We start from the raw sequence: 25,309 nt of genomic DNA on the forward strand, positions 1-25,309 counted from the left end.
CCGCCATCGGCTGTACGAGGCCCCGCCCACCCCCTGGGCGGGGCCTCGGCGTTGCGGGCGGTGATTGGTACGGTCGGGGCCGTCGCATGCGCGAGGGGGAACAGGCATGGTTCTCGAACCGCCCGAGCCGGGAGCGGCATCTCAGCGTCTCCTGCCGGACCGGGGACGCCTGCGCAATCGGATCAACCTGCTGGTGCTGACCCTGGCCTTGACGGGCATCGCGGTCAGCGGGTGGGTCCTGAAGGGCGAGTACGACGCCTGGCAGGACCGCAAGCTGATCGACAAGGCGTGTGCCGGCCTCGCCGATCCGCGCACGGTCATGCGGCTGAACGGCGGGGTCGACGCCGTGGGGCTCCGGGGCTTGCGGCCCAGCGGCAGCGCGCAGGGAGTGGGGATCACGCACTTCTGCTCCCTCGACACCCCTCGGGAACGGGACGGAGAGACGCAGGACGAGGAGTACTTCGCCCTGAACCTGCGCGAACTCCCCCACGCGTACCCCTTCCACCTGATCGGGGACTCGGACGCCCCCTTCGAACGCGGCAGGCGCTCCGAGGCCGAGGACACCACCCGGCTCGACCGCCCCAGCAGGCAGCCGCTGGGTGACGGCTCACTGGGCGACTACGGGCGCCAGGTCGTCACCGTCACCGCCCCGTGCGGCGCTTCCTCCCTCCTGGTCTCCGCGTCGGCCGGCTTCGACGACGTGAGCGGCGCCGATCGCCGGCTCCTCGCCCGGATCGCGCGGGATGGCGCGCTGAAGGCCGCTGCCCGGCGAGGCTGCGAGCCGGACCTCCCCGAGCTGCCGGCGGAACTGCCCGCAGCCCCGCTCGACCTGGGGCCGGCCGGATCCGCGCAGGGCACGTGCGGCTGGTACGCGGACTTCTTGAAGGGAGCGGACCGGGGCAGGCTCCCGGACCGCGCCGTGGGCGCCCCACTCGCCCCGCACACCCGTGGTGAGTCCTGCACGCTGGCGGTGAGTTCCGCGGAGTCGAAGCGGCTCCTCGGTGAGATGACCGAGCAGGAGCGCGCGAAAGCCCCCGCGCTGGGCGAGCGCCCCGAGTGGATCCGGACCCAGAGCTACTTCGGGAACGAGGCAGAAGGCACGTACGTCGGCCGGCCCTCCCACACGATCTCGGTCGTCGGGCGCAAGGCCGGGCGGGTGGGCGGCAACGTCCTCTTCGGGTCGGCCACCTGCCAGGGCCGCCCGGCGGCGTTCACGATGAAGGCCGAGCTCGAGTACGGCATCCTGCTGAAGGCCCGCCTGGCCGAGCTGTTCAAGACGTACGCCACCGAGACGGCGGCGCGGCGCGGATGCACCGGGCTCGTGCTGCCCCCGCCCGAGTAGGGTCGGGACCATGCCGCCCGCCAAGAAGAAGCCGCGCGCCTACGACCCCGCCAAGATCCGCGCCGCGGTCACCGCGCAGTTCGGGCATGTCGCGCGGGCCGTCGGCGAGTTGAGCCCCGAGCAGCTGGCGCGGCCGACCGGGCTCGGGAAGTGGACCGTGGCCGACCTCGCCGCTCACATCGCGTGGATCGCGGACTCCCTGGCCGCCGGCCTCGCGCGGCCGCCCGCCGCCCTCGCCGAGCTGACCGCCGTCGAGTGGCCCTTCGCCACCGCCTCCCTCGCCGGGAAGATCTCCGAGGCCGCCCACGAGACCCTCGCCGGGGGCCCGCTCGCCGAGCTGTACGAGCGGGCGGCCGCCGACATGGCCGGGGCGCTGGAGGCCAACTCCGGCGCGCGCGTGCTGAACCTGTGGATCGGCGACATGACCCTCGCCGACTTCATGGTCACCAGGACCGTGGAGCTGGTGGTCCACACCGACGACCTGAACCGGGCCGCCGCAGCGGACATCCCCATCGAGCGCCAGGCCCTGGCCGCCTGCACCCGGCTGCTCGCCGACGCCCTCGCACTCAAGGCGCCGGGCGGCTCGGTCGAGGTACGGATCCCGCCCTTCGCCGTGGTCCAGTGCATCGAGGGCCCCCGCCACACCCGCGGCACTCCGCCGAACGTGGTCGAGACCGACCCGCTGACCTGGATCCGGCTCGCGACGGGCCGTACGGACTGGGCCGCGGCCCTCGATGAAGCGCTGGTCAGGGCCAGCGGCGAACGGGCCGACCTGTCCGCGCTGCTCCCCCTCATGAGGTAGTGCCGCGGCGGACAGACCCTCCCGGCCACGGCGCCGGCGGAACCGCCCGGGCGCCTGCTCCGTCCCATCGGCATGCGTACCCTCAGGCACCTTCCGACCGGCCTGGCCCTCCTCCTCGTGCTCGCCGCGTGCGCCCGGTCCGGGGACGGCGGGAGCAGCGCCCCGCTCCCCGACCCCGTCGGCTCCTGGGCCGTCGAGTCCCTCACCACCGGCGGCCGCACCCTGCACGCGCCCGCGGTCGCGCGCGTCGACCTCGAGCAGGACAAGGCCACGGGCAACTACGGCTGCAACGGCTTCAGGGCAGAGGTCGCCTTCGAAGGCTCGTCCGCCCTGACCGTGACCCCCGGCATGTCGACCGCCATCGCCTGCGAGAACCTGGAGTTCGAGACCGCGTTCGCCCAGGTCTTCAAGGGCCGGCTCACCATCGACCGCGGCCCCGACCGGCTCACCCTGAAGGCCGCCGACGGGAGCACCATCGCCCTGACCTCCGAGCCCCCGGCCCCGGACGCCCCGCTCGCCGCGACCGAGTGGACCGTGGACGCGCTGGTCGACGGCGCGACCGTGTCCTCCGTCCCCGCAGAGGCGGCCGGAAAGGCCCGGTTCACCCTCACCGCCGACGGCGCGGCGAGCGGCAGCCTCGGCTGCAACCGGTTCAGCGCCAAGGCCGCCGTGGAGGGCTCCTCGGTCACCTTCGGACCGCTCACCACGACCCGGATGGCCTGCGAGGGCCCGGCCGGTGAGGTGGAGCGGACCCTGACCGCACTGTTCGGCAGCGGGGCGCTCACCTGGAAGACGCAGGGCCAGAACCTGACCCTCACCGCCCCCGACGGGAAGGGCCTCACGGCCAAGGGCGCCACGGCGGCCGAGTGAATGCCCATACGGCTGCCGACAAAGAAATCGGATAGCAAGACGCGGCGGTACCGTCACCCTCTGTGCTGTGACATTTCCCGGGCGTCCCGAATTCGGACCAGTGGTCGACCTCGCCTACACTCAAGGTGTGCCTCGTGGTGATGGACGACTCAACCACGACCTGCTCCCCGGAGAAAAGGGCCCCCAGGACGCTTGCGGCGTCTTCGGTGTCTGGGCTCCGGGTGAAGAGGTCGCCAAGCTCACCTACTTCGGACTGTATGCACTGCAGCACCGCGGACAAGAGTCCGCGGGAATCGCTGTGAGCAACGGTTCCCAGATCCTCGTCTTCAAGGACATGGGCCTCGTTTCCCAAGTCTTCGACGAAACCTCTCTCGGCTCGCTCCAAGGTCATATCGCGGTCGGTCACGCCCGCTACTCGACCACCGGAGCCTCCGTCTGGGAGAACGCGCAGCCCACCTTCCGCGCGACCGCCCACGGCTCCATTGCCCTGGGTCACAACGGCAACCTGGTGAACACCGCCGAGCTTGCCGAGATGGTCGCCGACCTCCCCCGTCAGGACGGCCGTGCCACCCAGGTGGCCGCCACCAACGACACCGACCTGGTGACCGCCCTGCTCGCCGGCCAGACCGACGACGAGGGCAAGCCCCTGACCATCGAGGAGTCGGCCGCCAAGGTCCTCCCGCAGGTCAAGGGTGCCTTCTCGCTGGTGTTCATGGACGAGGGAACCCTCTACACCGCCCGTGACCCGCAGGGCATCCGCCCGCTGGTCCTCGGCCGCCTGGAGCGCGGCTGGGTGGTCGCGAGCGAGACCGCCGCCCTCGACATCTGCGGCGCCAGCTTCGTCCGCGAGGTCGAGCCGGGCGAGCTCATCGCGATCGACGAGAACGGCCTGCGCACCTCCCGATTCGCGGAAGCGAAGCCCAAGGGCTGTGTCTTCGAGTACGTCTACCTGGCGCGCCCGGACACCGACATCGCCGGCCGGAACGTCTACCTCTCGCGTGTCGAGATGGGCCGGCGCCTGGCCAAGGAAGCCCCGGTCGACGCCGACCTGGTCATAGCGACGCCGGAGTCGGGTACGCCCGCCGCCGTCGGCTACGCCGAGGCCAGCGGGATTCCGTACGGCTCCGGCCTGGTCAAGAACGCCTACGTCGGCAGGACCTTCATCCAGCCCTCGCAGACGATCCGCCAGCTCGGCATCCGCCTGAAGCTCAACCCCCTCAAGGAAGTCATCCGGGGCAAGCGCCTGGTGGTCGTCGACGACTCGATCGTCCGCGGCAACACCCAGCGCGCCCTGGTCAAGATGCTCCGCGAGGCCGGCGCGGCGGAGGTCCACATCCGGATCTCCTCGCCGCCGGTGAAGTGGCCGTGCTTCTTCGGCATCGACTTCGCCACCCGGGCCGAGCTGATCGCCAACGGCATGACGGTCGACGAGATCGCCACGTCGCTCGGTGCGGACTCGCTCTCGTACATCTCGCTCGACGCGATGATCGAGGCGACGACCATCCAGAAGCCCAACCTCTGCCGCGCCTGCTTCGACGGCGAGTACCCGATGGAGCTGCCCGACCCGCAGCTCCTGGGCAAGCAGCTCCTGGAGACCGAGCTCGCAGGCGGCACGGACGCCGCCGACGCGCTGCGTCGCCCGTAACCCCGCTCCACCTGCGCCGGGCCCTGCCTTTTCACGCCAGAGAACATTCAGGCGGTTCAAGGGCCCGGCACCCCCAGCAGTAACGACACGAAAGCTCTCCCTGTCATGACAGAGAAGACCACCGGTGCCAGCTACGCAGCCGCGGGTGTGGACATCGAAGCGGGAGACCGCGCCGTCGAGCTGATGAAGGAGTGGGTGAAGAAGACGCAGCGCCCCGAGGTCCTCGGCGGCCTCGGCGGTTTCGCCGGCCTCTTCGACGCCTCCGCCCTCAAGCGCTACGAGCGTCCGCTGCTCGCCTCCGCCACCGACGGGGTCGGCACCAAGGTCGACATCGCCCGCCAGCTCGGCGTGTACGACACCATCGGCCACGACCTCGTGGCGATGGTGATGGACGACATCGTCGTCTGCGGCGCCGAGCCGCTCTTCATGACCGACTACATCTGCGTCGGCAAGGTCCACCCCGAGCGGGTCGCGGCCATCGTCAAGGGCATCGCCGAGGGCTGCGTCCTCGCCGGCTGCGCCCTGGTCGGCGGCGAGACCGCCGAACACCCGGGCCTGCTGGGCCCGGACGACTTCGACGTGGCGGGCGCCGGCACCGGCGTGGTCGAGTACGACCGGCTGCTCGGCGCGGATCGCATCCGTAAGGGTGACGCCGTCATCGCGATGGCTTCGTCCGGCCTTCACTCGAACGGGTACTCGCTGGTCCGCCACGTCCTCTTCGACCGGGCCGGGATGTCCCTGGAGCAGGAGATCGCGGAGTTCGGCCGCACCCTCGGCGAGGAGCTCCTGGAGCCCACCAAGATCTACTCGCTGGACTGCCTGGCCCTCACCCGGACGGCCGAGGTGCACGCCTTCTCGCACATCACCGGCGGCGGCCTGGCGGCGAACCTGGCCCGGGTCATCCCGGACCACCTGCACGCCGCGGTCGACCGTTCGACCTGGGCTCCCGGCGCGGTCTTCGACCTGGTCGGCAAGGCCGGTCAGGTCGAGCAGCTGGAACTGGAGAAGACGCTGAACATGGGCGTCGGCATGATGGCGGTCGTGCCCGCCGAGTCGGTGGACGTGGCCCTGACGGCGCTGGCCGACCGGGGCGTCGACTCCTGGGTCGCCGGTGAGATCGTCGAGCGCGGCGACCACGCCGAGGGGTCGACCCTGACCGGTTCCTACGCGAGCTGAGCAGCACTGAAACCCGGCCCGGGGCGATGCCCTGGACCGGGTTTCAGTCTTTGAACCTGTTGTGCAGACGCTCTCGAGAAAGCGTCAAGCGCCGCGACGCTGTGCCGACGGACCGGACTCTTCGTCCTCATCGTCGTCATCGCTGTTGTAGAGATCCGCGTACTTGGCGTACGGGTCGTCGTCGTCCAGATCGTCATCGACTTCGACCGGCTCGCTGATCTGCAGCGGCTCTGTCGGCGATGCGCCCAGCTCATTGGCCAGACGCGAGAGGTCAGTCCCGCCGCTGTTGTACTTCAGCTGGCGGGCGACCTTTGTCTGCTTGGCCTTGGCCCGGCCGCGCCCCATGGCTCGACCCCCTCGGTGACGGGGCTCGACGGCCCCAGAGTCTGACACGCGTTCATGGTTCGGAGCGGGCTCTCCATGGAGAGACCGTCCGTAGGGGTTTAACGGTACCTGCTTCCGAGGCCATACGGTACGCCGCCCGCATGACGCGCCCTGGTGCAGAACCAACAAGGCGCCCCGTCCTCCCTGGTCAACCGCGATTTTAACGCTTTCCTGGCCCGCGACCCGCCGAAGTGCAGTGAGTTCTGTCTCCCCGCACCCCGGCGGGCGCGCCCAGGGGCCCCGTGAAGGGTCAGACCTGGCGGGCGGAGCGGGCGTCCGCCATCCGCTGCTCGGCGATCCGGTCGGCCGCGGCGGCCGGCGGGATGCCGTCCATCTTCGCGCGAGCAAAGATTTCCAGGGTGGTGTCGAAGATCTTCGTGGCCTTGGCCTTGCACCGGTCGAAGTCGAAACCGACCAGCTCGTCGGCCACCTGGATCACGCCGCCGGCGTTGACCACGTAGTCCGGGGCGTAGAGGATCCCGCGGTCCTGCAGGTCCTTCTCGATGCCCGGGTGGGCGAGCTGGTTGTTGGCCGCACCGCAGACGATCTTGGCGGTGAGGGCCGGCACGGTCTCGTCGTCCAGGGCGCCGCCGAGCGCGCACGGGGCGTAGATGTCCAGGCCCTCGACGCGGATCAGCGCGTCCGTGTCGGTGACCGCGGTGACCTTGCCCGGGTGCTTGTCGAGGATCCGCTGGACGGACTCCTCCCGCACGTCCGTGATCACGACCTCGGCGCCGTCCTCCAGCAGGTGCTCGACCAGGTAGTGGCCGACCTTGCCGACGCCGGCGACGCCGACCTTGCGGCCGCGCAGGGTCGGGTCGCCCCACAGGTGCTGGGCGCTGGCGCGCATGCCCTGGAAGACACCGAAGGCGGTGAGCACCGAGGAGTCGCCCGCGCCGCCGTTCTCGGGGGAGCGGCCGGTCGCCCAGCGGGTCTCGCGGGCCACGATGTCCATGTCCGCCACGTACGTGCCGACGTCGCAGGCGGTCACGTAGCGGCCGCCGAGGGACTCGACGAACCGCCCGTAGGCCAGCAGCAGTTCCTCGGACTTCAGGACGTCCGGGTCGCCGATGATCACGGCCTTGCCGCCGCCGAGGTCGAGACCGGCGAGGGCGTTCTTGTAGGACATGCCGCGCGAGAGGTTCAGCGCGTCGAGGACGGCCTCCTCGTCCGAGGCGTACGCGTGGAAGCGCGTGCCGCCGAGGGCGGGGCCCAGGGCGGTGGAGTGGATCGCGATGACGGCCTTCAGGCCAGTGGCTCGGTCCTGGCACAGCACGACTTGCTCGTGGCCGCCCTGCTCCGTACGGAACAGGGTGTGCAGGACGCCGTCGGTCATTTCGGTCACGGTGGTGACTCCCATGGAAGAGATGCGGCGCGGAAGAGACGCCCGCCCTGCGGGTGGGGGAGGGCGTGCTGGGAGCAGCGTAAGACCTGCGGGAGGCGCGGGGACCGCCTGTCCGAGGATCGGAACACTCCCGTGTCACTGGAGCGCCGGAGGTAGCGGAGCCGCAAAAAGGGGAGTACGAGAGCGTGAGCGAATCTCCCGATCCCCTGCTGCCCTCCGCGCGCTCGGCGCCGGCCGTCCCGTATGCCTCCTACCTGCGAGTCTACGAACCCCTCGTGGCCTTTCCGGAGCCGGAACGCGCGCACTGGGCCGAATACGCCCGCCGCGGGACGGCTCCGACCGCCCAGGACGAACTGCGCCGGTCCCTCTCCGACTTGGTACGGGTGCCCGTGGTGGGGGTGCCGGCGCACGAGAGCGCGGACGCCTTCACCGCGGAGGTGGACGGGGTGCTGCTGGTCTGTCCGTGGCGCACCCGGCTCCGCGGCTGGCTGGCGCTCCAGGAGCTGGTCGAGTGGTTCCCGCGGCCGGTGCTGGACGCGGCGCTCCCGCCGCTGATGCGCGAACGGGCCGCCGAGGAGTACGAGCGCTGGCGCGAGCGGAACCCGGACGCGCGCCCGTGGATCCGTACGGGGGTGTGGCAGGTCCCGCTGCGCTGGTTCGTGCTGGTGGCGGATCAGGAGCGGGAGTACGTGCCGGGGGAGCGGCTGCGCTACCGGACGCCGATGGTCCAGGCGCGGAGGCGCCTGGCGCGCGCCCTGCGGACCCTGCGGGAGGCCGAGGGGTACGCGGGGCTCGCCGACGGCCTGGTGGAGGTCGGGAGCTGGCTGGAGGAGTTCCACCCGCGGTCGATGGTCGAGCTGGACTACGGCGGGCTGCTGCACGCCCTGCCGGCGGACCGGCTGGCGGCGGACCGCTCGGCGCGGGAGCTGGCGGAGGGGATCGCGGCCTTGCGCGCGGGCGACGCGGAGGGCGCGGCCGAGGTGTACGAGGAGCTGGCGGAGCGGTGGCGGGCGGTCCGGGAGAGACTGTTCGCGAATTGATGTCCGGGAGCCGATCGCGCTCGGATCGGGCCGGGGAGCACCCGTACGTACCCTTGCGTATCGGTCTTTTGGTCATAAGTGGCTGATCAGCGGCTTGATCGGGGCTTTAAGGACGTAGTACCAGGACCTACGTCCCGATACGGGCCATTGGCCCAAGCGTGACGGACCGCACTAACCACACCCTTGCGCCCTTCCCCTACCCTCGTGCCAAAATAGGACAAGGAGTCCGGGGAGGGTTCCTTCCGCCCAACTAAGTGCGGAATGCTCGGCATTGCGCTCTACGGGGGGTCTGACGACTCCTGATCGCTCTGTGACTGATCGTCACAGTGGGGTGACTGTCCGTTATGGGACGGTCCATCGGCTTCCGCCGCTGATGAACACCTCGGAGGGCAATTCCGTCGGTTTGGCCCTTGGGGCTGGACGGATGGTGTAGTTGTAGTGCCGAGGACAAGCCGTTCGTCCTATAACCGACTCGGCCCGCGTATGTCCATTTCGGGCAACGCGGGCCAAGGTGCAGAATTTAGAGGAAAGAACCGAGATGGTTCGGTTCTCCCGAGGAGGCCGCTCATGACCGCTCGCACCCCTGATGCCGAGCCGCTGCTGACCCCGGCTGAGGTTGCCACGATGTTCCGCGTGGACCCGAAGACGGTCACCCGCTGGGCCAAGGCTGGCAAGCTCACGTCCATCCGCACTCTGGGTGGACACCGCCGTTACCGCGAGGCCGAGGTTCGCGCACTGCTTGCGGGAATTCCGCAGCAGCGCAGCGAGGCCTGAGGCACCGCAAGCACCCCTGCTTTAACGGGTCTATATCGGGTCCCCCAATCCGATGAAACCCACATAGCTTCATACGACTGAACCTGCCCCAACAGGTTCACGAGTCGTCGATCGCGCTGGACTCCGCCGGGTCCAGCGCGATCTTTTTTATGCCCAGGTCAGGGCGGTATCGGGCTGGTGTGCGGAGACCTGCGGGGCGGGTGCCATTGCACATATTAAATTGAGCGGGTGTATGGGTGTGATAAAAGCACCGCTCTCAAAAACTCATACGGTGACTCCCGTCACAGATGATCACTCTTGTATTCCCGCGAATGCACCCCGTAGGGGGATGCCCGCCGCGGAGCGCATCATGCGAACGGGGGATTCTCGCCGGGCGGGTGGCGGGCAGGGGGGCAGCGTCGACTGCGAGGGCCACCGGAACGGCCGTGGGCGCCGGAACGGGCCCCGGAGGGCCTTGAAGGGCGCCCAGCGGGCCCGGGCGAGCCCCAGGGGCCCCAGGGGGCCAGGAGTCCCCAAGGCCGCCCAGCGGATTTCCCCGCCAACGCGTCAGGGCCCGCATCCCCTGGGGGATACGGGCCCTGACGTTTCTGCGAACCTGACGGGACTTGAACCCGCGACCTCCACCTTGACAGGGTGGCGAGCTAACCAACTGCTCCACAGGTCCTTGATTTGCGGCCGCTCGGCGGCTGCGAATCAGACTGTACCGCAGCTCAGGGGGTGCAGTCGAACCGGATCACGCGGCCGGTCACCGGGCCGACGGCGGTGCCGCCGCGTCGACCGCCTTCACGATGCGTTTGTCGGAGACCGGGTACGCCGTCCCGAGGGCGTGCGCGAAGTAACTGACCCGCAGTTCCTCGATCATCCAGCGGATGTCGGTGACCGCCGCCGGCACCGGCCGGCCCTTCGGCAGCTGCTCCAGCAGCCACGCGTACTCGTCCTGCATCTCGTGGACCTTCTCCATGCGCGTGGTGTCGCGCTGGGCGCCCGCCGGCATCTGCTGGAGCCGCCGGTCCACCGCCACCAGGTAGCGCATGAGGTCCGGCAGCCGGCGCAGCCCGGTGAGCGTCACGAAGCCGGCCGGCATGAGGGCCGCCAGCTGCGTCTTCACGTCCTGGAGGTTGGCGACCAGCGCGAGGCTGCCGGTGGCCTTCAGGCGGCGCTCGCAGGCCTGCCAGGCGGCCAGCACCTGCTCGACCTGGCTCACCGTCCGCACGGTCGTGTCCACGAGGTCGGCGCGGACGGCCTCGTAGAGCCGCCGGAAGGCCGCCTCGTCCCACGCGGGCCCGCCGTGGTCGGCGATCAGCTTGTCGGCCGCGGCGGTCGCGCAGTCGTCGAACAGGGCCTGGATGGAGCCGTGCGGGTTCCTGGACAGGGCCAGCTTCTGCTGGTTGGTCAGGTGGTCCGAGGCGAACTTCGCGGGATTCACCGGGATGTTCAGCAGGATGAGCCGCCGGGTGCCCAGCCACATCGCCTGCTGCTGCTCGGCCTCGGTGTCGAAGAGCCGTACGGAGACGCTCGAGCCCTCGTCCACCAGCGCCGGATACGCCTTCACCGGCTGGCCCGCCCGCCGGGTCTCGAACACCTTGGTCAGCGTCCCGATGGTCCAGTCGGTCAGCCCGGTGCGCTCCACCGACTCCCCGCCCGACCGTTCCGCGGTGGCCGCGGCGGCCTTGGACAGGGCCTGGCGGGCCTTCGGCTTCAGCCGCAGCCTGAGCGCCTCGAGGTCCTTGTCCTCGGCGAGGTTCCTGCGGCGCTCGTCGACGATCCGGAAAGTGATCTTCAGGTGGTCCGGGATCCGGGAGAGGTCGAAGTCCTCGGCCGAGACCGGCACGCCGACCATCCGCTGGAGCTCGCGCGCCAGCGTCACCGGCAGCGGCTCCTGCAGGGGCACGGCGGTGTCCAGGAAGCGGCCGGCGAAGTTCGGCGCCGGGACGTAGTGGCGGCGGATCGGCTTCGGCAGCGAGCGGATCAGCTCGGTGACGACTTCCTCCCGCAGGCCCGGGATCTGCCAGTCGAAGCCCTCGTCGGTGACCTGGTTCAGCACCTGGAGCGGAATGTGCACGGTCACGCCGTCCGCGTCCGCGCCCGGCTCGAACTGGTAGGTCACCCGGAACTTCAGCTGCCCCTGCCGCCAGGTGTCCGGGTAGTCGGCCTTGGTGACCCCGGCCGCCTTCTCGGTCAGCAGCATCTCCCGCTCGAAGTCGAGGAGTTCGGGCTCCTCGCGCTTCTTGTGCTTCCACCAGGAGTCGAAGTGCGCCCCGGAGACCACGTGCTCGGGGATCTTCTGGTCGTAGAAGTCGAAGAGGGTCTCGTCGTCCACCACGATGTCGCGGCGCCGGGCCCGGTTCTCCAGCTCCTCCACCTCGGTGAGGAGCTTGCGGTTGTCGGCGTAGAACTTGTGGTGGGTCCGCCAGTCGCCCTCGACCAGCGCGTTGCGGATGAACAGCTCGCGGGAGACCTCGGGGTCGATCCGCCCGTAGTTGATCTTCCGCTGGGCCACGATCGGTACGCCGTACAGCGTGACCTTCTCGTACGCCATCACGGCCGCCTGGTCCTTCTCCCAGTGCGGCTCGCTGTAGGTGCGCTTGATCAGGTGCTGCGCGAGCGGTTCGACCCACTCGGGCTCCACCTTGGCGTTCACCCGGGCCCACAGCCGCGAGGTCTCCACCAGCTCCGCCGACATCAGGAACTTCGGCTGCTTCTTGAAGAGCGCCGAGCCCGGGAAGATCGCGAACTTGGCGGACCGGGCCCCCAGGTACTCGTTCTTGTCGGTGTCCTTGAGCCCGATGTGCGAGAGCAGACCGGCCAGGAGCGAGATGTGGATGCTCGTCTCGGGAGCGTCGGCCTCGTTGACGTGGATGCCCATGGTCTTGGCGACCGTACGCAGCTGCGAGTAGATGTCCTGCCACTCGCGGATCCGCAGGAAGTTCAGGTACTCCTGCTTGCACATCCGGCGGAACGAGGACGAGCCGCGCTCCTTCTGCTGCTCGCGCACGTAGCGCCACATGTTGAGGAACGAGAGGAAGTCGCTGGTCTCGTCCTTGAAGCGGGCATGGTTCTGGTCGGCCTGGGTCTGCTTGTCCGAGGGCCGCTCGCGCGGGTCCTGGATGGACAGGGCCGCCGCGATGACCATGACCTCGCGGACGCAGTTGTTCTTGTCCGCCTCCACGACCATGCGGGCCAGACGCGGGTCCACGGGGAGCTGGGAGAGCTGGCGGCCCATCTGCGTGAGCCGCTTCTTGGGGTCCTTCTCCGCCGGGTCGAGCGCCCCGAGCTCCTGGAGCAGCTGCACGCCGTCGCGGATGTTGCGGTGGTCCGGCGGGTCGATGAAGGGGAACTTCTCGATCTCGCCCAGCCCGGCCGCGGTCATCTGGAGGATGACGGAGGCCAGGTTGGTGCGCAGGATCTCGGCGTCGGTGAACTCGGGACGGGCGTTGAAGTCGTCCTCGGAGTAGAGCCGGATGCAGATGCCGTCGCTGGTGCGGCCGCAGCGGCCCTTGCGCTGGTTGGCGCTGGCCTGCGAGATCCGCTCGATGGGCAGGCGCTGCACCTTGGTGCGGTGGCTGTAGCGGGAGATCCGGGCGGTGCCCGGGTCGATCACGTACTTGATGCCCGGGACGGTGAGGGAGGTCTCGGCGACGTTCGTCGCGAGCACGATCCGGCGGCCGGTGTGCTGCTGGAAGACCCGGTGCTGCTCGGCGTGCGAGAGGCGGGCGTACAGGGGGAGAACCTCGGTGAAGCGAAGGTTCCGTTTGTTCAGGGCGTCCGCCGTGTCGCGGATCTCGCGCTCGCCGGAGAGGAAGACCAGGATGTCGCCCGCGCCCTCGGACTGGAGTTCGTCCACGGCCTCGCAGATCGCGGTGATCTGGTCCCGGTCGCTCTCCTGCGAATCCTCCTCCAGCAGCGGCCGGTAGCGGACCTCCACCGGATACGTCCGCCCGCTGACCTCGACGATCGGCGCGTCCCCGAAGTGCCGCGAGAACCGCTCCGGGTCGATCGTGGCGGAGGTGATGATCACCTTGAGGTCGGGGCGCTTGGGCAGCAGCGTGGCCAGGTAGCCGAGCAGGAAGTCGATGTTCAGCGACCGCTCGTGGGCCTCGTCGATGATGATCGTGTCGTACGCGCGCAGCTCGCGGTCCGTCTGGATCTCGGCGAGCAGGATGCCGTCCGTCATCAGCTTCACGAAGGTCGCGTCCTGGTCCACCTGGTCGGTGAAGCGGACCTTCCAGCCGACCGTCTGGCCGATCTCGGACTTCAGCTCCTCGGCGATGCGCTCCGCGACCGTGCGGGCGGCGATCCGGCGGGGCTGGGTGTGCCCGATCATGCCCCGGACGCCGCGGCCCAGCTCCATGCAGATCTTGGGGATCTGCGTGGTCTTGCCGGAGCCGGTCTCGCCCGCGACGATCACGACCTGGTGGTCGCGTATCGCCTCGGCGATCTCGTCCTTCTTCTGGCTGACGGGCAGGTTCTCGGGATACGTGACCTCGGGCATCCGCGAGGCACGGCCGGCCAGTCGCTCGGCGGCCTTCGCGGCCTCCGCGGCGATCTCGTCGAGCACGGCCTGCTTGGCCTCGGGTTTGCGGATACGGCGGGCGCCCTCGAGGCGGCGGCCTAGGCGGTGCGCGTCGCGGAGGGAGATCTCACCGAGAAGCGTCTGCAGGGCGGCGAAGGAAGTAGACATACCTGGTCGAGGATCTCACCCGGGGCCGCCGGGTGGCGAACGCATTTGTGGGGCGTACCCGTACCATTTCGGGACGACTCCCCCAGCCGTACGAGTGAGAGGCAGCCCACCTTGTCCCGCCGCAGCCGTGTGTGGTGCCTGCTCGGCGCCGTACTGGCCCTGCTGGCGGGGTGTGCGCTGCCGGCCGCCGCGAGGCAGCCGCCCCCGCCCGCGGCCTCCGCGGCTTCCGCGGCCCGCGCGGTCGCGTACGAGGGCGGCGGCCCGTCCTGCGCCCCCGGGACCGGGGACCGCGGCCGGCCGCCGGCCGTTCCGCCGCGCGCCGGCGACCCGGGCCACGCCCACGTCCCGGCCGCCGGGCGGCTCGCGGCGGACCGGGCCTGGGACGGCCGGGCGATACCCGTACGGGTCCTCGTACGCGGGCCGGAGCAGCCGCCGCCCGGCCCCGTGGAGCTGTCCGTGATGCGGGTCTAGGAGGGCCGGTCACCCCACCGGTCCGCCTCACCACCCGCAGCCCTGGAGCACCCATGTCCTCTTCCAAGCCCGGCAAGACGTCCAAGAAGCCCCTGCACATCGCCGCCGGGGTCGCCCTCGCCGCGCTCACCCTCGGCCTCGTCTCCTGGCAGGCCTCCACCGCCGCCACCGACAGGCCCTCCGGCGGATCCGGCGCCTCCGCCGCGGCCCGTACCGACCTCTCGGCCCAGCTGAAGGCGCTGGCCCGCCGGGAGTCCGGCGACAAGCTCGCCGTCGGCCGCGCCGACGCCCCCGTCGTGCTGATCGAGTACTCCGACTTCCTGTGCGGCTACTGCGGCAAGTTCGCCCGGGACACCGAGCCCGAGCTCGTCAAGAAGTACGTGGAGGACGGCACCCTGCGCATCGAGTGGCGCAACTTCCCGATCTTCGGCGCGGACTCCGAGGCCGCCGCCAAGGCCGCCTGGGCCGCCGGGCAACAGGACCGTTTCAGCGCCTTCCACGCGGCCGCGTACGCCGACGGCGCCAAGGAGAAGGGCTTCGGCGGGGCCCGCCTCCTGGAGCTGGCCGAGCAGGCGGGCGTCCCCGACCTGGAGCGCTTCAAGAAGGACATGGCCGGGGAGCAGGCTGCGGCGGCCCTGAAGAAGGACCAGGACGAGGGCTACCGCATCGGCGTGACCTCGACCCCCTCGTTCCTGGTCAACGGGCAGCCCCTCGCGGGAGCCCAGCCCCTCGACGCCTTCACCGCCGCCATCGCCAAGGCCGAGGCGGCGGCGCGCCCGTGACCGGCATCGGATACCTGGCCGCGCTGCTGGGCGGCCTCCTCGCGCTGCTCAGCCCGTGCAGCGCCCTGCTGCTGCCCGCCTTCTTCGCGTACTCGATCGACTCCGCGTCCCGGCTGCTGGCGCGGACCGGGATCTTCTACGCGGGCCTCGCGACCACCCTCGTGCCGCTGGGTGCGGCCGGCTCGTACGCCGGGCGGTTCTTCCACGGCAACCGCGACGCGCTGGTCCTGGCCGGCGGCTGGCTGATCATTGCGCTCGGGCTCGCCCAGATCCTCGGGCTGGGCTTCGCCTCGCAGCGCGTCTCCGAGCTGTCGGGGAGGATCCGGCCGACGACCGCCCTGTCGGTGTACGCCCTCGGCGCGGTCTACGGGCTGGCCGGCTTCTGCGCGGGCCCGATCCTGGGCAGCGTGCTGACGGTGGCGGCGGTCAGCGGCAGCCCGGTCTACGGGGGCCTGCTGCTGGCCGTCTACGCGCTGGGGATGGCCGTGCCGCTGTTCCTGCTGGCCCTGCTGTGGGAGCGGTTCGACCTGGGCCGGCGGCGCTGGCTGCGCGGGCGGGCCTTCACGGCGGGCCGCTTCGAGCTGCACACCACCTCGCTGCTGTCCGGGCTGTTCTTCATCGCCCTGGGCGCGATGTTCCTGGCCTTCGACGGGGCGAGCGCCCTGCCGGGGCTGCTGGACGTGGACGACTCGTTCGCGGTGGAGGAGTGGGTCCGGTCGGTGGCGGACGGGGTCCCGGACTGGGCGCTGCTCGGCCTGGTCGCGTCGGGGGCGGCGGCCGCCGGGCTGGCGCAGTGGCGCCGCAGGACGCGTACGGCGGAGATGGAGACGGAGACGGAGTAACCACAGAAGGCCCCGTCCGATGGACGGGGCCTTCTTGATGGTGGCTGGGGCCGGGGTCGAACCGGCGACCTATCGCTTTTCAGGCGATCGCTCGTACCAACTGAGCTACCCAGCCACGAAGCCGTTTCCGGCTTCAGCGATCCTGACGGGACTTGAACCCGCGACCTCCACCTTGACAGGGTGGCGAGCTAACCAACTGCTCCACAGGACCTTGCAGTGTGCGAGAACAAGTCTTGCACACGGTAATGCGTACCCCCAACGGGATTCGAACCCGTGCTACCGCCTTGAAAGGGCGGCGTCCTGGGCCACTAGACGATGAGGGCTAAAGGCCCGCCGGGCACTTTCCAGCGCGTCGGGGACGTGAGAAGCATATGGGATCCGGGGAGGGATCGCCAAAACGGTTTCCCCCCGGCAGGCGGGAGGAGCCCCTGCCGGGGGGACAATGGCCCGGTGCTGGAGATGACGCGCGAGGAGTTCGAAGAGCTTGTCGCAGAGGCGCTGGACCGGATCCCGCCGGAGCTGACGCGGCTGATGGACAACGTGGCGGTGTTCGTCGAGGACGAACCCTCCGTCGACGATCCCGAGCTGCTCGGCCTGTACGAGGGGACCCCGCTGACGGACCGGGGCGAGTGGTACGCCGGGGTGCTGCCGGACCGGATCACGATCTACCGGAACCCCACGTTGCGGATGTGCGGGGACCGGGAGAGCGTGATCGTCGAGACGGAGGTCACCGTGGTGCACGAGATCGCCCACCACTTCGGGATCGACGACGAACGGCTGCACGCGCTGGGCTACGGATGACCCGGCCGGTCCCCGGCGCCGAGGCCATCGACCCCGACGTCGACCTGCACGTACCCGCGCAGCGCGCCGAGCCGCAGGGCCGGGTGCTCGCGGCGGTGGCGGCGGGCGGCGCGGTCGGGGCCTCGGCGCGGTACGGGATCTTCCTGCTGTGGCCGGCCGCGCCCGGGGCCTTCCCGTGGGCGACCCTCGTGGTCAACGCGGCGGGCTGTGCGCTGATCGGCGTACTGATGGTGCTGATCGGCGAGGGCGGCCGGGCGGCGCGGCATCCGCTGGTCCGGCCCTTCGCGGGGGTCGGGATCCTCGGCGGCTTCACCACCTTCTCGACGTACGCGGTGGACTTCGCACGGCTCCTGGACGAGGGGGAGGCGGGCACCGCGCTCGCGTACGCGGGGCTCACCGTGGTGGCGGCGCTCGGGGCGGTGTGGGCGGCGGCCGCGGTGACGCGCCGCGCCGTCCGGGGGCGGGCGGCGGCCCGGTGAACTGGCTGCTCGTGGTGGCGGGCGCGGCGGTCGGCGCGCCGCTGCGGTACCTGACGGACCGTGCGGTGCAGGCGCGGCACGATTCGCTGTTCCCCTGGGGCACCTTCGTGGTCAACGCGGCCGCGTGCCTGGTGCTGGGGGTGCTGACCGGCGCCCTGCTGGCCGGGGCTTCCTCCGGGCGGCTGGAACTGCTGCTGGGGACCGGCCTGTGCGGGGCACTGAGCACGTACTCGACGTTCTCGTACGAGACGCTGCGGCTGGCCGAGCTCGGCCGGACGTTTCTCGCGGCGGCGAACGTGGCGGCATCGGTGCTGGTCGGGCTGGGCGCCGTACACCTCGGCTCGCAGGTCGCGCAGCAGCTGTTCGGCTGAGGGCGTGTCCCTTGCGGGTCGAAGGGAGTTGGGCTTCTTGACCCGCTCATGCGGACCGCTCACCCCACAGGCTCGGAGGTGCCCTCGTGCGCCAGTTGTCCGCTTCCCTCCGACTGGCCGTCACCGCGCTCGCGGTCGCGGCGACGGCGAGCTGCATGAGTGTCGGCGAGGACTCGGCGAAACCCGGGCCCTCCGCCTCGTCCGACGGGCGCGGCGGCGCCGCGGCGGGCGGGGGCTCCACGGCCGGCCGGGGCTCCGGAGTGCACGGCAGCGGGCACGGCGCGAAGGACGGTACGGGGACCCAGGACGGCAAGCCCAAGGAGGACGGCAAGGCGTCCGGCGCGACCGGGGGCTCGCCGAGCCCGGGGGCGCCGAGCGGGAAGCCGGGAGTGCCCTCGCCGTCGGCGGGACCGGGCGGCGGGGCCGGCGGCCAGGGGCCGCAGGAGCCCTCCGGGGGCGGGTCGGGCGGATCCGGAGGCTCCGGGGGATCGGGCGGCTCGGGTGGCTCGGGCGGATCGGGTGGATCGGGTGGTTCCGGCTCGGGCGGCTCGGGCGGCGGGCACCAGTCCGCCAGCCCGACCCCGGAGCCGCCGGCCACGACGCCGCCTGTGACGGAACCCACGCCGCCGCCGGTGAGCCCGCAGCCGGAGCCGAGTACCGCGCCGGGGTCGTAGCCGGGGCGTCGTTCTGGGCGTTGCCGCGCTCCGCCCGCCCCCGGGCTCAGGGCATCTCCGCAGGTCAGGACGTTTCTGCTGAGGTGACTTGCCAGACCCGGGGGAGGGTGCGTATGGTTATAGATCGTTTGATCCCATTGCCCGGCGCCGAATCCGAAGAGCGCCGTGTGGCGCGTACTCTCCCTAGCCGTGGCTGACCGCATTGAGGCGGTCGATTTGCGATTCACGGAGTTTGGGCGCGTGCCGAGACTCCGGAAGGTTTCGCATTTCGCATGTCCATTTCCAGTTCTGACCGTGCCGTCATGCCCGAGAACGACTCGAACGAGATCGTCGACGCAGTAGAGACCCATGTGGTCGACGAGGCCATCGAGGCTCTTGAGGCCGACGTGACGACCGACCAGTCCATCGACTCCTTCGACGCCGACGGCGACGACGAGTCCGACGCCGACGCCGAGCCCACGATCACCTTCGGCGACCTCGGTCTGCCCGAGGGCATCGTGCGCAAGCTCGCGCAGAACGGCGTCACCGCCCCCTTCCCGATCCAGGCCGCGACCATCCCGGACGCCCTGGCCGGCAAGGACATCCTCGGCCGCGGCCGCACCGGCTCCGGCAAGACCCTCTCCTTCGGTCTGCCGACCCTGGCCTCGCTGGCCGGCGGTCACACCGAGAAGAAGAAGCCCCGCGCGATCATCCTCACGCCGACCCGTGAGCTCGCGATGCAGGTCGCGGACGCCCTCCAGCCCTACGGCGACGTGCTCGGCCTGAAGATGAAGGTCGTCTGCGGCGGTACCTCGATGAGCAACCAGATCTACGCCCTCGAGCGCGGTGTCGACGTCCTCGTCGCCACCCCGGGCCGTCTGCGCGACATCATCAACCGCGGCGCCTGCTCCCTCGAGAACGTCAAGATCGCCGTCCTCGACGAGGCCGACCAGATGGCCGACCTGGGCTTCCTGCCCGAGGTCACCGAGCTGCTCGACCAGATCCCCGGCGGCGGCCAGCGCATGCTCTTCTCCGCCACCATGGAGAACGAGATCGGCACCCTGGTCAAGCGCTACCTGTCCAACCCCGTCACGCACGAGGTCGACAGCGCGCAGGGCAACGTCACGACCATGACGCACCACGTGCTCGTCGTGAAGCCGAAGGACAAGGCGCCGGTCACGGCCGCCATCGCCGCCCGCAAGGGCCGCACCATCATCTTCGTCCGCACCCAGCTGGGCGCCGACCGCATCGCCGAGCAGCTCGTCGAGGCCGGCGTGAAGGCCGACGCGCTGCACGGCGGCATGACGCAGGGCGCCCGTACCCGCGTCCTCGCCGACTTCAAGGACGGCTACGTCAACGCGCTCGTCGCCACCGACGTCGCCGCCCGCGGCATCCACGTCGACGGCATCGACCTGGTCCTGAACGTGGACCCGGCCGGCGACCACAAGGACTACCTGCACCGCTCGGGCCGTACCGCCCGTGCCGGCAAGTCCGGTGTCGTCGTCTCCCTGGCCCTGCCGCACCAGCGCCGCCAGATCTTCCGCCTGATGGAGGACGCGGGCGTCGACGCCTCGCGCCACATCGTCCAGGGCGCCGGCGCCTTCGAGCCCGAGGTCGCCGAGATCACCGGTGCCCGTTCGCTGACCGAGGTCCAGGCCGACTCCGCGAACAACGCCGCCAAGCAGGCCGAGCGCGAGGTCGCCGAGCTCACCAAGCAGCTCGAGCGCCTGTCGCGCCGTGCCGTCGAGCTGCGCGAGGAGGCCGACCGCCTGGTCGCCCGTTCCGCGCGCGAGCGCGGCGAGGACCCGGAGGCCGCTGTCGCCGAGGTGGCCGAGGCCGCCGAGGCCGAGGTCGCGGCCGCCGCCGCGGCTGCTGCCGCCGAGCTGGCCGCGCAGGAGCGCCGCGAGGAGCAGCGCGCCCAGCGCGACGACCGCGGCAACTTCGAGCGTCGCGACAACCGCGGTGGCGACCGCGGCGGTGACCGCGGAGGCTTCCGCCGTGACGACCGCGGCGACCGCGGCGGCCGTCCGTCCGGTGGCTTCAACCGTGACGACCGTGGTGGCGACCGTGGTGGTTTCCGCCGTGACGACCGTCCGTCGGGTGGTTTCCGTTCCGGTGGTGACCGTCCGGCCGGTGGTGGCTTCCGTCGTGACGAGCGTCCCTCGGGTGGCTTCAACCGCGATGACCGTGGTGGCGACCGTGGTGGTTTCCGCCGTGACGACCGTCCGTCGGGTGGTTTCCGTTCCGGTGGTGACCGTCCGGCCGGTGGTGGCTTCCGTCGTGACGAGCGTCCCTCGGGTGGCTTCAACCGCGATGACCGTGGTGGCGACCGTGGTGGTTTCCGCCGCGACGACCGTCCGTCGGGCGGCTTCCGCTCCGGTGGCGACCGTCCGGCCACGGGCAACGGCACGTACAACCGTGACGACCGCACCTCCGGCGGCGGCTTCCGCTCCGGCGGCGGCGACCGCCCGTTCAACCGCGACCGTCGTGACGACCGTCCGTCCGGTGGCTTCCGCTCCGGCGGCGCCGGCGACCGCCCGTACGGCCGCCGCGACGACCACCGCCCGTCCGGCTCCGGTTCCACCGGTGGCTTCGGCGGCCGCCGCGACGACAAGCCGCGCTGGAAGCGCAACGGCTGATCGCAGCTGAGCTGAACCCCTGACAGGGCCCCCACGACCGCTTGGATCAAGCTGGTCGTGGGGGCCCTGTCGCATGTTGCTACGATCCACAGACTTTTGTGGCGGGGGGCCACGGCAACGCGCCATCGCGACCGCCCCTGCCCATCTCCTAGGGGCGGGACATCTATGAGACGGTCACGTGTGCTGGGCGCCGCCGCGCTCGCACTGGCCATCGGGCTCGGCGGCCTTGCCGCCGTACCGGCCACGGCAGGGCCGACGGCCGCCGGGGACCTGACGATCGCGCCGCCGCCGCACCGGGATCCGGCGCACGCCGCCGTGTACGCGGGCGGTTCCGGCCTCACCTACAGCGCGGGCCCGGATCGCCACTGGCGGAGTCTCCAGGACGGACGCGATGTGGCCGTGGCCGTGGACTGGTGCCCGTCCGACTCGTCCGGGGTGGCCTTCCACGGAGACTCCGTGGCCTGCGGACTGGGGTCCGACTACGTTTCGTCCGGCAACACCAAACCGCTCGTGATCCGTGATCTCGGCTCCGGCAACAGCGAGACGCTGACCGCCCCTGCGGGCCGGGCCTGGATGAAGGCCTTCTCGCCGACGCAGGTGCTCGCCGCGGAGGTGGACCAGGTCGGCTGGCTCACGCTGCATCTGATCGGCCGGGAGAACGAGCCGCGCAAGGACGTGGTCGTCACCTCGCCGGACAGGTTCGGGACCTCCGGATTCCGGGTGCAGGCCTTCGACCCGAAGGGCGCCCTGGTCTCGTACCTGAACGGCAAGGGCGGCGAAACCGTGGCGCTGCTCGACTTCGCCACGGCCGCGCTGCGCCCGGTGGCGCTGCCGGACGGTGTCACGGGGACGGCCCACACCAAGTTCGGGCTCGGTTCGCGGTGGATCGCGATGGAGAACTCGGGCAAGGTGACGCTGCGTTCGCGCACCGACGGCCAGGTGACCCACACGGTCGACCTGGCCACGTCGTCGACGGTGTCCGTCCAGCCCGTGGGCGACTGGCTGCTGGCCCAGGTCCCGCAGGGACTGACCGCGGTGCCCGTCGCGGGCGGAGCGACGCGCAGCCTGCTGCCGCGGACCGGCAGCGCCCCGACCGTGCCCGGAACCGACGGCGCCGCCTACATGGTCGGCGGCACCGACTCCACCCGCTGGGGCATCCACCGCATCGCAACGGGCCCGGACGGCGTCCCCGCGGTGCAGAAGGTCGTGGACGTTCCGCCGAATCCCGCGGAACGTGCGGGCCTCGCCTTCGCCCAGGGGCAGCTCGCGGTGGGCCAACGCGACCCCGCCTGGAGCGTTCAGGGATACACGGCTTCGGTCTCGGGTTCCCCGGCCGTGTCGCAGAACTCCGTGTGGAAGTGCGACCTGTCGGTGAACGCGAAGGTCTGCGGCGTGCAGGACGCCGTCGGCCACCGGAGCGTCGCGACGGGCGACGGCCGGTTCGTGTCGCTGTTGCGCGTCGACGTGGGGGACTGCTTCGGCTGCCACCTCGCGGTGAACGTGATCGACGCCGCCGCGGGCGGCACGGTGCGCCAGGTGCGACTGGCGGGCGGGACGGAGCTGTGGCCGGGCCACATCCAGAGCGCCTCGGGCCGGTACGTCCAGTTCGTGGCGGCCGACAAGTCCTCCACCCGGTCGTTCGTGGCGGACATCGATACCGGGGAGGTCCTGGACGTCAGTCCGGCCTCGTCGTCCGTCCTGTGGGGCTCCACGCTCTGGCAGCCCGAGGGGGACAAGGGCGTGGTGGCCGGTACGGACCTGCGGACCCGGCAGGTCGTCCAGCGGGTGGACCTCGGTTCGGGGTGCCGCCCGAGCGGGCTCATGGCCGCCGGCAGCTGGTTCTACTCCGCGTGTTCCTCCGCCGGGGACGGCGCCGCTGCCTTCCACGTGCCGTCCAAGAAGCGGATACCGCTGCCCTTCACGTCCGAGCCGCACCGCGTGCGGCTCGGCGACGGTTACGTCGTGCACCAGGGGGGCGTCGGCCTGGAGCTCTTCAACCTGCGCTCCGGCGCGCCGGTACGGGAACGCGAGATCGCCAAGTGGTTCAACAGCTACGGCTATGACTGGACCATCGACCGGTTCGGCGGCCGGCTCGCCTACACGGACGCGGGCCAGACCGTCCACCTGGTCGGTGTCACCGGCTCGGCCTCGCCGCTCGCGGCGATCGACCAGGACGTTCCCGCCACCGTGGACTTCAGGAGTGCGAAGAGCTGGGCGTCGCGCTGGTGGCTGTCCAAGCCCGTCTCGTCCTGGCGGCTGACGGTGCGCAACAAGACCTCGGGCATCTCGACGGTCGTGCGCTCGGGCGGCGAGGCGCGTGGCGTGATCGCCCCTGCCTGGGACGGCAAGAACCAGTGGGGTTCGTACCTCTACACCGGCGACTACGAGTGGACGCTGACCGCCCGCCCCGCCGACGGGCAGGGCCCGGAGCTCCGCACCAGCGGCTCGATGAAGGTCACCGGCATCCCCTCGCGCGTCGTTCGCCCCCCGGCCCGCTGACCCCGACAGGCCGGTCAGCCGATACCCGATCGGCTGACCGGCGCTGTCCGGCTATGCTCTGGGGTGAGCACGCCGAGGGCCATTAGCTCAATTGGCAGAGCAGCGGACTTTTAATCCGTTGGTTGTCGGTTCGAGTCCGACATGGCCTACTGCTCCCAGGGGAGGGACACCCCCTCTGACCTGGCACTGAGCGCCCCATCTGGTTTCGGCCGGACAGGGCGCTCAGTCGTTTCCAGGCCTGTGCGCGCGCAAGCAGCCCCGGCGAACGACGGCGCGGGCCACGACGGGGCGGGTCTCGCGACCGGACGATCGTGCGGGACAACTCCGATGGCCCGTACGGCGAAGCGCCCCACCCGGGCAGATCGGGTGGGGCGCTTCGCCGTACGGGGTGCGGGTCAGGCGGAGATGCCCCGGCGGCGGCGGGCGCCGAGCCAGGCGGCGGCCGCGCCGAGGGCGACCAGGGCCGCGGCCAGGCCGGCGTACAGGCCCGTGCCCGAGGAGGAGCCGGTGGAGGCCAGCGCACCCGAACCCGTGGTGGTCGTGTGGGTGTTGCCCGCGGCGGCGGCCGAGGAGGACGTGGCCGCGGCCGGCTGCACCGACGGGGAGGTGGCCGGGGCCTTGGTGGGCGTGGCCGACGGCGTGGTGCTCGGGGTGCCGGAGGGCACCGGCTGCGCGAACGGGACGAGGGGGAACTTCACACCGACGGTCTTGAGCGGGTAGGTGTTGCCCGTGGCGTGGGAGACCTCGACCTCCATCGTGACGGTGGCCTTCTGCTTGATCTTGGTGTTCTCGCCCAGGTTGACCCGCAGCGGCAGGGTGCGGACGCCGGAGGCCGCGCCGAAGCCCTTGGGGATCTCGGGCAGCTTGTAGCGGTCGACGTCCTCTTCCTTCAGGTCCTGCCAGCGGCCGTCGATCATGGCCTGGACGCGGAAGTCGGCCTTCTCGTCGCCCGGGTGCGACAGGATCAGGGTGCTCGCGAGACCGGTGGCGAACGTACCGTCGCCGGTGGCCTGGTAGTTCACGTTCCAGTACGCGCGCTTCTCCGGGCCGCCCATGTCGGGGCTGCCCTGCGCGAACGAGGTCTTCAGCTCGCCCGTCTTGATCTGCGGGCCGACCTTGAAGAGGCGGGAGTCCGTGCCGTCGGCGGCCACCGAGTTGTTGTAGCTGGCGGCCCGGAGGTTGAAGTCCCCGTTGTTCGTCGGGTAGTTCGCGCCGAGGCCGAGGGTGACCTTCCAGGTCATCTTGCCGTTCGCGGGGATGTCGAAGCCCTCGCTCGGCTCGCCCGGGGTGCCGGCCGCCGGGAAGAACGTCCCCTGCCACTCGCCGTCCTGCTGGCCGATGGAGGACTTGGTCGCCGGGGCGTCCACCGACTCGACCTTGAAGACGACGTCGTCCTGCTGGAGGCGGCTCGGGCCGGTCGGGTCCAGGAGCATCCACGGCTTGTAGGTGACGGCCTTGCCGGTGGGGTTCTTCACCGTGAGGTCGAAGGTCTCGGTGACCCCGCCGCGGGTCAGCGGGCCGTTGGGGATGGGAGTGCCCATCTCCGTACGCAGCACGGCGTGGCCGTCGGTGGTGGGCGCGGCGGACGCGGCGGTGGCCGAGAGCGGCAGCAGAGTGGTGACAACGCCGGCGACGACTGCGATGGCGGCTGCGGTGCGAACGGACATGGTGGACTCCCCCCAGGAATCACGAGGGCACGGCAGAGCGCCGAGC

General features: G+C 71.1%; 20 protein-coding genes and 5 tRNA genes. 17 read left to right on the top strand and 8 right to left on the bottom strand.

Translation table 11 applies throughout. The features are described from left to right. The first annotated feature begins 106 nt into the window (after positions 1-106). From ACIPUC_RS20750 to purM, 5 genes are all read left to right on the top strand, one after another. Positions 107-1,342 carry a hypothetical protein gene (locus tag ACIPUC_RS20750; protein WP_446591101.1) on the top strand — a complete coding sequence of 412 codons (1,236 nt, stop codon included), beginning with the start codon at positions 107-109 and terminating at the stop codon, positions 1,340-1,342. A 10-nt stretch (positions 1,343-1,352) separates the two neighbouring features. Next, the gene (locus tag ACIPUC_RS20755; protein WP_446591103.1) at positions 1,353-2,144 is read left to right on the top strand and encodes a sterol carrier family protein; all 792 of its coding nucleotides are present in this window, start codon (positions 1,353-1,355) and stop codon (positions 2,142-2,144) included. Between the two features lie 72 nt (positions 2,145-2,216). Continuing rightward, positions 2,217-3,014, top strand: a complete 798-nt coding sequence (locus ACIPUC_RS20760; protein ID WP_446591104.1) for an META domain-containing protein — start codon at positions 2,217-2,219, stop codon at positions 3,012-3,014. Between the two features lie 127 nt (positions 3,015-3,141). Then, the gene (gene purF / locus ACIPUC_RS20765; RefSeq protein WP_362389699.1) at positions 3,142-4,659 is read left to right on the top strand and encodes an amidophosphoribosyltransferase; all 1,518 of its coding nucleotides are present in this window, start codon (positions 3,142-3,144) and stop codon (positions 4,657-4,659) included. 105 nt (positions 4,660-4,764) lie between these two features. Next, complete coding sequence (gene purM, locus ACIPUC_RS20770) at positions 4,765-5,835, top strand: phosphoribosylformylglycinamidine cyclo-ligase (RefSeq protein WP_446591107.1); 1,071 nt, start codon at positions 4,765-4,767, stop codon at positions 5,833-5,835. Between the two features lie 84 nt (positions 5,836-5,919). Here purM and ACIPUC_RS20775 read toward each other — a convergent pair whose 3' ends face one another. Beyond that, positions 5,920-6,180 carry a DUF3073 domain-containing protein gene (locus tag ACIPUC_RS20775; protein WP_069921195.1) on the bottom strand — a complete coding sequence of 87 codons (261 nt, stop codon included), beginning with the start codon at positions 6,178-6,180 and terminating at the stop codon, positions 5,920-5,922. 289 nt (positions 6,181-6,469) lie between these two features. Next, positions 6,470-7,564, bottom strand: a complete 1,095-nt coding sequence (locus tag ACIPUC_RS20780; protein WP_446591109.1) for a Leu/Phe/Val dehydrogenase — start codon at positions 7,562-7,564, stop codon at positions 6,470-6,472. 185 nt (positions 7,565-7,749) lie between these two features. Here ACIPUC_RS20780 and ACIPUC_RS20785 point away from each other — a divergent pair, with 185 nt between their 5' ends. Together ACIPUC_RS20785 and bldC are read left to right on the top strand one after the other, a co-directional pair. Then, entirely contained in the window at positions 7,750-8,604 is an 855-nt protein-coding gene (locus ACIPUC_RS20785; protein WP_446591111.1) for a hypothetical protein, read from the top strand. A 567-nt stretch (positions 8,605-9,171) separates the two neighbouring features. Next, entirely contained in the window at positions 9,172-9,378 is a 207-nt protein-coding gene (bldC, locus tag ACIPUC_RS20790) for a developmental transcriptional regulator BldC (protein ID WP_003949541.1), read from the top strand. A 590-nt stretch (positions 9,379-9,968) separates the two neighbouring features. Here bldC and ACIPUC_RS20795 read toward each other — a convergent pair. Then, positions 9,969-10,042 (bottom strand) — tRNA-Asp (locus tag ACIPUC_RS20795). A gap of 81 nt (positions 10,043-10,123) precedes the next feature. Next, a complete protein-coding gene (gene hrpA, locus ACIPUC_RS20800) occupies positions 10,124-14,059 on the bottom strand; it encodes an ATP-dependent RNA helicase HrpA (protein ID WP_446591112.1) in 3,936 nt (1,311 codons plus the stop codon). A 111-nt stretch (positions 14,060-14,170) separates the two neighbouring features. On the opposite strand from hrpA, the gene ACIPUC_RS20805 reads away from it, so the two are divergent. The 3 genes from ACIPUC_RS20805 to ACIPUC_RS20815 are packed head-to-tail and all read left to right on the top strand — an operon-like array spanning position 14,171 to position 16,154. Next, complete coding sequence (locus ACIPUC_RS20805) at positions 14,171-14,530, top strand: hypothetical protein (protein ID WP_446591114.1); 360 nt, start codon at positions 14,171-14,173, stop codon at positions 14,528-14,530. A 53-nt stretch (positions 14,531-14,583) separates the two neighbouring features. After that, positions 14,584-15,312 (top strand): DsbA family protein, encoded by a 729-nt coding sequence (locus ACIPUC_RS20810; protein WP_446591116.1) that lies wholly within the window; start codon positions 14,584-14,586, stop codon positions 15,310-15,312. Next, a complete protein-coding gene (locus ACIPUC_RS20815) occupies positions 15,309-16,154 on the top strand; it encodes a cytochrome c biogenesis CcdA family protein (protein ID WP_446591118.1) in 846 nt (281 codons plus the stop codon). Before ACIPUC_RS20810 ends, ACIPUC_RS20815 begins: the two co-directional genes overlap by 4 nt. A gap of 38 nt (positions 16,155-16,192) precedes the next feature. On the opposite strand, the gene ACIPUC_RS20820 is transcribed toward ACIPUC_RS20815, so the two are convergent. From ACIPUC_RS20820 to ACIPUC_RS20830, 3 genes are all read right to left on the bottom strand, one after another. Beyond that, positions 16,193-16,269 (bottom strand) — tRNA-Phe (locus tag ACIPUC_RS20820). A gap of 22 nt (positions 16,270-16,291) precedes the next feature. After that, positions 16,292-16,365, bottom strand: a tRNA-Asp gene (locus tag ACIPUC_RS20825). Between the two features lie 39 nt (positions 16,366-16,404). After that, positions 16,405-16,477: transfer RNA gene (locus ACIPUC_RS20830), tRNA-Glu, on the bottom strand. A 127-nt stretch (positions 16,478-16,604) separates the two neighbouring features. Here ACIPUC_RS20830 and ACIPUC_RS20835 point away from each other — a divergent pair. The 7 genes from ACIPUC_RS20835 to ACIPUC_RS20865 all read left to right on the top strand — a co-directional run bounded on the left by ACIPUC_RS20835 (position 16,605) and on the right by ACIPUC_RS20865 (position 23,745). Then, positions 16,605-16,955 carry a metallopeptidase family protein gene (locus tag ACIPUC_RS20835; protein ID WP_446591119.1) on the top strand — a complete coding sequence of 117 codons (351 nt, stop codon included), beginning with the start codon at positions 16,605-16,607 and terminating at the stop codon, positions 16,953-16,955. Further along, positions 16,952-17,434, top strand: a complete 483-nt coding sequence (locus ACIPUC_RS20840) for a FluC/FEX family fluoride channel (protein WP_446591121.1) — start codon at positions 16,952-16,954, stop codon at positions 17,432-17,434. Before ACIPUC_RS20835 ends, ACIPUC_RS20840 begins: the two co-directional genes overlap by 4 nt. Further along, complete coding sequence (locus ACIPUC_RS20845; RefSeq protein ID WP_446591123.1) at positions 17,431-17,805, top strand: fluoride efflux transporter FluC; 375 nt, start codon at positions 17,431-17,433, stop codon at positions 17,803-17,805. Before ACIPUC_RS20840 ends, ACIPUC_RS20845 begins: the two co-directional genes overlap by 4 nt. Before the next feature lie 86 nt (positions 17,806-17,891). Then, entirely contained in the window at positions 17,892-18,479 is a 588-nt protein-coding gene (locus ACIPUC_RS20850) for a hypothetical protein (protein WP_446591125.1), read from the top strand. Positions 18,480-18,781: 302 nt separating this feature from the next. After that, complete coding sequence (locus ACIPUC_RS20855; RefSeq protein WP_446591127.1) at positions 18,782-21,097, top strand: DEAD/DEAH box helicase; 2,316 nt, start codon at positions 18,782-18,784, stop codon at positions 21,095-21,097. A 165-nt stretch (positions 21,098-21,262) separates the two neighbouring features. Next, the gene (locus tag ACIPUC_RS20860; RefSeq protein ID WP_446591129.1) at positions 21,263-23,596 is read left to right on the top strand and encodes a hypothetical protein; all 2,334 of its coding nucleotides are present in this window, start codon (positions 21,263-21,265) and stop codon (positions 23,594-23,596) included. 76 nt (positions 23,597-23,672) lie between these two features. Continuing rightward, positions 23,673-23,745 (top strand) — tRNA-Lys (locus ACIPUC_RS20865). Between the two features lie 246 nt (positions 23,746-23,991). On the opposite strand, the gene ACIPUC_RS20870 is transcribed toward ACIPUC_RS20865, so the two are convergent. Further along, positions 23,992-25,263, bottom strand: a complete 1,272-nt coding sequence (locus tag ACIPUC_RS20870; protein WP_446591130.1) for a hypothetical protein — start codon at positions 25,261-25,263, stop codon at positions 23,992-23,994. Positions 25,264-25,309 lie beyond the last annotated feature (46 nt).

This window comes from Streptomyces sp. LARHCF249 (assembly GCF_052871255.1).

Excerpts from the sequence above, each read along its gene's own strand:
- purM (WP_446591107.1), top strand. The coding sequence starts at position 4,765 with ATGACAGAGAAGACCACCGGTGCCAGCTACGCAGCCGCGGGTGTGGAC.
- ACIPUC_RS20860 (WP_446591129.1), top strand. The coding sequence starts at position 21,263 with ATGAGACGGTCACGTGTGCTGGGCGCCGCCGCGCTCGCACTGGCCATC.
- bldC (WP_003949541.1), top strand. The coding sequence starts at position 9,172 with ATGACCGCTCGCACCCCTGATGCCGAGCCGCTGCTGACCCCGGCTGAG.
- ACIPUC_RS20760 (WP_446591104.1), top strand. The coding sequence starts at position 2,217 with ATGCGTACCCTCAGGCACCTTCCGACCGGCCTGGCCCTCCTCCTCGTG.
- ACIPUC_RS20870 (WP_446591130.1), bottom strand. The coding sequence starts at position 25,263 with ATGTCCGTTCGCACCGCAGCCGCCATCGCAGTCGTCGCCGGCGTTGTC.
- hrpA (WP_446591112.1), bottom strand. The coding sequence starts at position 14,059 with ATGTCTACTTCCTTCGCCGCCCTGCAGACGCTTCTCGGTGAGATCTCC.
- ACIPUC_RS20775 (WP_069921195.1), bottom strand. The coding sequence starts at position 6,180 with ATGGGGCGCGGCCGGGCCAAGGCCAAGCAGACAAAGGTCGCCCGCCAG.
- ACIPUC_RS20855 (WP_446591127.1), top strand. The coding sequence starts at position 18,782 with ATGCCCGAGAACGACTCGAACGAGATCGTCGACGCAGTAGAGACCCAT.
- ACIPUC_RS20750 (WP_446591101.1), top strand. The coding sequence starts at position 107 with ATGGTTCTCGAACCGCCCGAGCCGGGAGCGGCATCTCAGCGTCTCCTG.
- ACIPUC_RS20755 (WP_446591103.1), top strand. The coding sequence starts at position 1,353 with ATGCCGCCCGCCAAGAAGAAGCCGCGCGCCTACGACCCCGCCAAGATC.
- ACIPUC_RS20810 (WP_446591116.1), top strand. The coding sequence starts at position 14,584 with ATGTCCTCTTCCAAGCCCGGCAAGACGTCCAAGAAGCCCCTGCACATC.
- ACIPUC_RS20840 (WP_446591121.1), top strand. The coding sequence starts at position 16,952 with ATGACCCGGCCGGTCCCCGGCGCCGAGGCCATCGACCCCGACGTCGAC.